We start from the raw sequence: 6,862 nt of genomic DNA on the forward strand, positions 1-6,862 counted from the left end.
GGGCCTTCGTCCGGCACGCCGAGGGCACGCACCGAACACCGAGGGCACGCACCGAACACCGCGGGCACCGCACTGCACGTTCCGAACACCCCCTAGCTACCCGAGCTCTCGTGCAGGTACTCCGTGGGAAGGACGGGCTCCCCGCGTGAGAGCTGCGTGGCCGACATCGGGAGACCCGCGCGCGCCCTCGTGTGCCGCTCGCGCGCCGCGTCCAGGGGCTCACGCGCCACCACCTCGCCCTCCTTGACCAGCTCCACCAGCAGCTGCCGGTCCGCGAGCGCGGCCGGCACCGGCCCGGTGCCGAGCACCTCGGCCTCGGCGACGCCGTGGGAGTCCAGCCGCCGCGCGGCCCACTTGCGTCCCCCCACCGACGTCTTGCCGCCGGTGGACTTCTTCGCCACCGGCACCAGCGGTGCCTTCGGGTCGGTGGACTCGGCCCGCGCGACCAGCTTGTAGACCATCGAGGAGGTCGGGTGGCCGGAGCCGGTCACCAGCTGCGTACCCACGCCGTACGCGTCCACCGGCGCCGCCGCCAGCGAGGCGATCGCGTACTCGTCCAGGTCCGAGGTCACGACGATCTTCGTGTCCCTCGCGCCCAGCTCGTCGAGCTGCTGGCGTACCCGGTGCGCCACCAGCAGCAGGTCGCCGGAGTCGATCCGCACCGCGCCCAGCTCGGTCCCGGCGACCTCGACGGCCGTGCGGACCGCCTCGGCGACGTCGTAGGTGTCCACCAGCAGGGTGGTGCCCCGGCCCAGCGTGTTCACCTGCGCCTGGAAGGCGTCCCGCTCGCTGTCGTGCAGCAGGGTGAAGGCGTGCGCGGAGGTGCCGACGGTCGGGATGCCGTAGCGGAAGCCCGCCGCGAGGTCCGAGGTGGTCGCGAAACCGCCGACGTACGCGGCCCGGGAGGCCGCCACCGCCGCCAGCTCGTGCGTGCGCCGGGCGCCCATCTCGATCAGCGGCCGGTCACCGGCGGCCGCCGACATGCGCGAGGCGGCCGCGGCGATCGCCGAGTCGTGGTTGAGGATCGAAAGGATCACGGTCTCCAGCAGCACGCACTCGGCGAAGGTGCCCTCGACCCGCATGATCGGCGAGCCCGGGAAGTACACCTCGCCCTCGGGATAGCCCCAGATGTCGCCGCGGAACCGGTAGCCCGCCAGCCAGTCCAGGGTCTCCTCGTCGACGATCTCCCGCTCGCGCAGGAAGGTCAGCACGGCCGTGTCGAAGCGGAAGTTCTCCACCGCGTCCAGCACCCGTCCGGTGCCGCCCACGACGCCGTAGCGGCGCCCGTTCGGCAGCCGCCGGGTGAAGACCTCGAACACGCTCCGCCGCTCGGCCGTGCCCGCCGCGAGGGCGGCCCGCAGCATCGTCAGCTCGTACTGGTCCGTGAAGAGCGCCGTCGAGGGAACGTCCACCGGCAGCCCAAGGTCCGCTACGTCCACTTCAGCTCTCCTCGCCATTTCTCGCCGGGTTGCCTGTCGGCCGGGGTCATGCGGGTGTCCCCCGGTGTCCGCAGTATGAGGAGGAGCGTACCCCCATTTCGTCAACCTGACGATTGCAGTCCCGGGTGACGCGATCGCCTTGCGGCCAGGCCCGTTTGTGCGTCCACCCCCCTCGGGTGGCAGCATGGGCAGTGTGACGTCACCCGCGCCCCTGGAGATCGAACGCACCGAGTCGGCGGAGGAGGTCTTCGCCGTACCCGAGCCGGACCTCCCGTGGGTCACCATCGTCCACAACGACCCGGTCAACCTCATGAGCTATGTGACGTACGTCTTCCAGTCGTACTTCGGCTACTCCAAGGACAAGGCCACCAAGCTCATGCTCGACGTCCACCACAAGGGCCGGGCGGTCGTCTCCAGCGGCAGCCGCGAGGAGATGGAGCGCGACGTGCAGGCCATGCACGGCTACGGCCTGTGGGCCACCCTCCAGCAGGACCGCAAGTAGCCAGCACCCCGCCCAGCAGCGAAAAGGCGTTCATGCCCGGAACCTTCGAACCGCTCCCCGGCGGCGGCGCGGCCGTCGCCCTCGACGACGTCGAGATCTCCATCATCCGGTCGCTGGCCGTCCAGCTCCTGGAGCTCATCGGCCCCGGCCCCGCCGAGGACGCCCCCGGCGACCCGCTCGCCGAGCTGTTCGCTCAGGGCCCGAGCGAGCCGCCCACCGATCCGGTGCTGCGGCGCCTCTTCCCGGACGCCTACAGCGACCCCGAGCAGCCCGCCTCGCCCCGGGACGCCGAGGAGCAGCGGGCGCACTCCGCGGAGTTCCGGCGGTACACCGAGAACGACCTGCGGGCCGGCAAGCGGGACAGCGCCCTCGCGGTGATCCGCTCCCTCGACGCGCTCTCCTCGTCCGCTGCCGGCAAGGGCGGAGCGGTGCTGAAGCTGTCGCCGGCGGAGTCACAGCAGTGGCTCGGCGCGCTGAACGACCTGCGGCTCGCGATCGGATCGCGGCTGGAGATCACCGAGGACGAGGACACCGACCTCCTCTACCGCCTCCCGGACGACGACCCCCGTAAGCCGATGGTGATGGCCTACCTCTGGCTGGGTGGACTCCAGGAGACGCTGGTCGGAACCCTTATGGCCTGATCGGTGCAGGTTTTGTGACCGGCGGGTGACCGATCGGTGTTCGCTCAGAGGACACTCAAATCCGGATAACGATCGCGTCACCGCACCCGTCTTCTATGGCCCCCTCGAAAGCGTTTTGTCCGCTTCTTTCTGTGCCGTGTGCCACATCCCACCCCTGTGATCAGTGGTGCGGCCGTGATAGATCTTCACGACCGCCCGGCAGAACACCACCCGAATGTTCGGCCGGGTGCGCCACCGAGCCGGCAACCGCCGGCCAGGCACGAGCGGGTTCGCGGGCCCGCTCAGCTCCATCATTCCGGGGGGATCGAAACCCGATCCGAGGCCGACGCGAGGCCCGGGTCGGCATGGAGAAAGGCGCACCACACATGACCTCTGCGCAGGTCGAATCGGAAAACGTCTCCGAAGAGGGGTACGAGCGCGGACTCGGCAGCCGCCAGGTCCAGATGATCGCGATCGGTGGCGCCATCGGCGTCGGCCTGTTCATGGGCGCCGGTGCGAACATCGCCAAGGCCGGCCCCAGCATCATCCTCATGTACGCCCTCGCCGGCGTCGTGATCTTCTTCATCATGCGGGCCCTGGGCGAGCTGCTCCTCTACCGGCCCGTCTCCGGCTCCTTCGCCGAGTACGCCCGCGAGTTCCTCGGCCCGTTCTTCGGGTTCGTCACGGGCTGGACGTACTGGCTCATGTGGGTGGTGACCGGCATGGCCGAGCTCACCGCCGCCGCGATCTACATCCACTTCTGGTTCCCGGAAATCCCGCAATGGGTCAGCGCCCTGGTCTTCCTGGTGGTGCTCTTCGGCGTCAACCTGATCTCCGTCAAGATCTTCGGCGAGGTCGAGTTCTGGTTCTCGATGATCAAGGTCACGGCCATCATCGGCATGATCGTCATCGGTCTCGGCGTGCTCACCCTCGGCTTCTCCGACGCCGGTGACACCGCCGCCGTCTCCAACCTCTGGTCGCACGACGGCTTCTTCCCCAACGGCATCGGCTCCAGCCTGATGACGCTCCAGGGCGTCATGTTCGCCTACCTCGCCGTCGAGCTCGTCGGCGTCACCGCGGGCGAGTCCGAGAACCCCGAGAAGACCCTGCCCAAGGCCATCAACACCCTGCCCTGGCGCATCATCGTCTTCTACGTCGGCGCCCTGCTGGTGATCCTCTCCGTCGTGAAGTGGACCGAGTTCTCCGCGGGCGAGAGCCCCTTCGTCCACGCCTTCGGCAAGATCGGCATCCCGCTCGCCGCGGGCATCGTCAACTTCGTGGTGCTCACCGCGGCCCTGTCGTCCTGCAACTCGGGCATGTACTCCACCGGCCGCATGCTGCGCGACCTGGCCGCCAACAGCGAGGCCCCGCAGGCGTTCGGCAAGCTCAACGCCCGCAAGACGCCCGCCGTCGGCATCACGGTCTCCGTCGCGCTCATGGGTATCGGCGTCGTCCTGAACTACGTCGTCCCGGAGAAGGCGTTCCTCTACGTCACCTCCGTCGCCACCGCGGCCGGCATCTGGACCTGGATGATGATCCTCGTCAGCCACATCCGCTACCGCGCCGCGGTCGACGCGGGCCGGCTGCGCGCGTCGTCCTTCCCCGCCCCGGGCGGCGCGCTCTTCAGCTGGGTCGCGCTCCTCTTCCTCATCGGCGTGACCTGCATGATCGCGTACGACAAGGACGCGCGGGTCTGCCTGTACGTCGCGGCCGGCTGGGCTGTCGCCCTCGGCATCGGCTGGCGGGTCCTCAAGAGCCGCAACCCGCAGATCACCGAGCGCCGCGGCGACGCGGAGTTCGAGAAGGTGGGCTGACCAACCCGCGGGACGCCCAGCCGCAGGGAGTACTCGTGGCACCCCCTGCGGCTGCCGCTCAGGGCGTCCGGCATATGGGCCGTTCCGTACCATTCCTCGGTACGGAACGGCCCTTCTGCTTATCCTGGCGAGCATGCTGACCATCACCCAGGCCCTCGTCGACCAGATCGTCGCCCACGCGCGCAAGGACCACCCCGACGAGGCGTGCGGCGTCGTCGCCGGTCCGGCGGGCTCGGACCGCCCCGAGCGCTTCATCCCCATGCTCAACGCGGCCATGTCGCCCACGTTCTACGAGTTCGACTCCGGCGACCTGCTCAAGCTCTACCGCGAGTTGGACGACCGCGACGAGGAGCCGGTGGTCATCTACCACTCCCACACCGCGACCGAGGCCTACCCCTCGCGCACCGACATCTCCTACGCCAACGAGCCCGGCGCCCACTACGTCCTCGTCTCCACCGCCGACACCGACGGCGCCGGCGAGTTCCAGTTCCGCTCCTTCCGTATCGTCGAGGGCGAGGTCACGGAGGAGGAAGTCCAGGTGGTCGAGGCCTACTGAGGACGCCTGAACAGGGCAGTCTCACTCCCCGGCCCGAAAACGTCCGCCATGTGGGATCACATTCCAGAACCCGGACCGGGAATCGATACGATGAGCCCATGGTTTTCCATGACGTGAGCGAAAAGACGCCGGGCGATCTGCTCGTGGCGCGGCTGCACGTCGACCTGTGCAGGCTCGCCAGCGCCATCTGTTGACGCCGGTCCCTGCCGCCGTACGGCCGTGAGCCGCGGCGCTGCACACACGCACCACCTGCTGTTCCTGCGCCGCCGCGCGCCCTGACCGACCACTCCCGACAGGAGCCCTGAAGCCATGGCCATCGAGGTCCGCATCCCGACCATCCTCCGCACCTACACCGACGGCCAGAAGGCAGTGGAGGGCAAGGGAGACACCCTCGCCGAGCTCTTCACCGACCTCGAGACCCGGCACCCCGGCATCCAGGCCCGCATCGTCGACGGCGACAGCCTGCGCCGCTTCGTCAACGTCTACCTGAACGACGAGGACGTCCGCTTCCTCGACGGCATCAACACCAAGCTGTCGGACGGCGACAACGTCACGATCCTGCCGGCCGTGGCCGGCGGCATGGTCTGATCAACCATGCGCTACGACTCCCCCCTGGCCGCGGTCGGCAACACCCCACTGGTGCGCCTGCCGCGGCTGTCGCCGTCCGCCGACGTCCGCATCTGGGCGAAGCTGGAGGACCGCAACCCGACGGGATCGGTCAAGGACCGCCCGGCCCTGCACATGATCGAGCAGGCGGAGAAGGACGGCCGTCTGACCCCGGGCTGCACCATCCTCGAGCCGACGTCGGGCAACACCGGCATCTCCCTGGCGATGGCGGCCAAGCTCAAGGGCTACCGCATCGTCTGCGTGATGCCCGAGAACACCTCGCAGGAACGCCGGGACCTGCTGGGCATGTGGGGTGCGGAGATCATCTCCTCCCCGGCGGCGGGCGGCTCCAACACCGCCGTGCGCGTCGCCAAGGAGCTCTCGGCCGAGCACCCCGACTGGGTGATGCTCTACCAGTACGGCAACCCGGACAACGCGGGCGCCCACTACGCCACCACCGGCCCCGAGATCCTCGCCGACCTGCCGTCGGTCACGCACTTCGTGGCCGGCCTCGGCACCACCGGCACCCTCATGGGCGTGGGCCGCTTCCTGCGCGAGCACAAGCCGGACGTCCAGATCGTCGCGGCCGAGCCGCGCTACGACGACCTGGTCTACGGCCTGCGCAACCTCGACGAGGGCTTCGTCCCCGAGCTGTACGACGCGTCCGTCCTCACCACGCGCTTCTCGGTCGGCTCGGCGGACGCGGTCACCCGCACCCGTGAGCTGCTCCAGCAGGAGGGCATCTTCGCCGGGGTCTCCACGGGCGCCGCGCTGCACGCCGCGATCGGCGTCGGCAAGAAGGCCGTCAACGCGGGGGAGTCCGCCGACATCGTCTTCGTCGTCGCCGACGGCGGCTGGAAGTACCTCTCGACGGGCGTCTACACGGCGGCCACCACGGAGGAGGCCATCGACACGCTCCAGGGTCAGCTCTGGGCGTAGCCGACGCCGAACACCGACACGACGAAGGGCCGGAGTCACGACGACTCCGGCCCTTCGTGCGCAGTCACGACGTCGTTCTTCGTCGCAGTCACGACGTCGCCCTTGGTGCGGAGTGACGACGTCGTTCTTCGTGCGGAGTCACGACTTCGGTGCCTTGCCGTTCTCGGCCCGCCGGGGACGCAGCCGTCGCTTCGTGCGTGCTCGGCCCGTCGGGACGCACCTCGGTCTTCGTGCGTGTTCAGCTGGTCGGGCGGCTCCGGATCTTCGCGCTTGCTCCCGCCGTCGGGATGCAGCCGTCGCTTCGTGCGTGCTCGGCCCGTCGGGACGCACCTCGGTCTTCGTGCGTGTTCAGCTGGTCGGACGGCTCCGGATCTTCGCGCTTGCTC

8 protein-coding genes are annotated in these 6,862 nt (G+C 69.4%); 7 read left to right on the forward strand and 1 reads right to left on the reverse strand.

Annotated features, from left to right (window positions below):
• Window positions 1–92 precede the first annotated feature (92 nt).
• Complete coding sequence (locus HDC93_RS32205; protein ID WP_185014367.1) at window positions 93–1,439, reverse strand: nicotinate phosphoribosyltransferase; 1,347 nt, start codon at window positions 1,437–1,439, stop codon at window positions 93–95.
• A gap of 184 nt (window positions 1,440–1,623) precedes the next feature.
• On the opposite strand from HDC93_RS32205, the gene clpS reads away from it, so the two are divergent.
• The 7 genes from clpS (at window position 1,624) to HDC93_RS32235 (ending at window position 6,476) form a co-directional block, all read left to right on the forward strand.
• Window positions 1,624–1,941, forward strand: coding sequence for an ATP-dependent Clp protease adapter ClpS (gene clpS, locus HDC93_RS32210; RefSeq protein ID WP_030837810.1), 318 nt, complete (start codon window positions 1,624–1,626; stop codon window positions 1,939–1,941).
• A 32-nt stretch (window positions 1,942–1,973) separates the two neighbouring features.
• Window positions 1,974–2,582 (forward strand): DUF2017 domain-containing protein, encoded by a 609-nt coding sequence (locus HDC93_RS32215; RefSeq protein WP_185014368.1) that lies wholly within the window; start codon window positions 1,974–1,976, stop codon window positions 2,580–2,582.
• 365 nt (window positions 2,583–2,947) lie between these two features.
• Window positions 2,948–4,375, forward strand: a complete 1,428-nt coding sequence (locus tag HDC93_RS32220) for an amino acid permease (protein ID WP_185014369.1) — start codon at window positions 2,948–2,950, stop codon at window positions 4,373–4,375.
• 133 nt (window positions 4,376–4,508) lie between these two features.
• A complete protein-coding gene (locus tag HDC93_RS32225; RefSeq protein ID WP_185014370.1) occupies window positions 4,509–4,931 on the forward strand; it encodes a Mov34/MPN/PAD-1 family protein in 423 nt (140 codons plus the stop codon).
• A 98-nt stretch (window positions 4,932–5,029) separates the two neighbouring features.
• A complete protein-coding gene (locus tag HDC93_RS39455) occupies window positions 5,030–5,125 on the forward strand; it encodes a putative leader peptide (protein WP_311688247.1) in 96 nt (31 codons plus the stop codon).
• A gap of 115 nt (window positions 5,126–5,240) precedes the next feature.
• Window positions 5,241–5,519, forward strand: a complete 279-nt coding sequence (locus HDC93_RS32230; protein WP_185014371.1) for a MoaD/ThiS family protein — start codon at window positions 5,241–5,243, stop codon at window positions 5,517–5,519.
• Window positions 5,520–5,525: 6 nt separating this feature from the next.
• Window positions 5,526–6,476, forward strand: a complete 951-nt coding sequence (locus tag HDC93_RS32235; protein WP_185014372.1) for a PLP-dependent cysteine synthase family protein — start codon at window positions 5,526–5,528, stop codon at window positions 6,474–6,476.
• Window positions 6,477–6,862: the final 386 nt, after the last annotated feature.

It is taken from the genome of Streptomyces sp. AK010, assembly GCF_014207295.1.
Taxonomy (GTDB): Bacteria; Actinomycetota; Actinomycetes; order Streptomycetales; family Streptomycetaceae; genus Streptomyces; species Streptomyces massasporeus.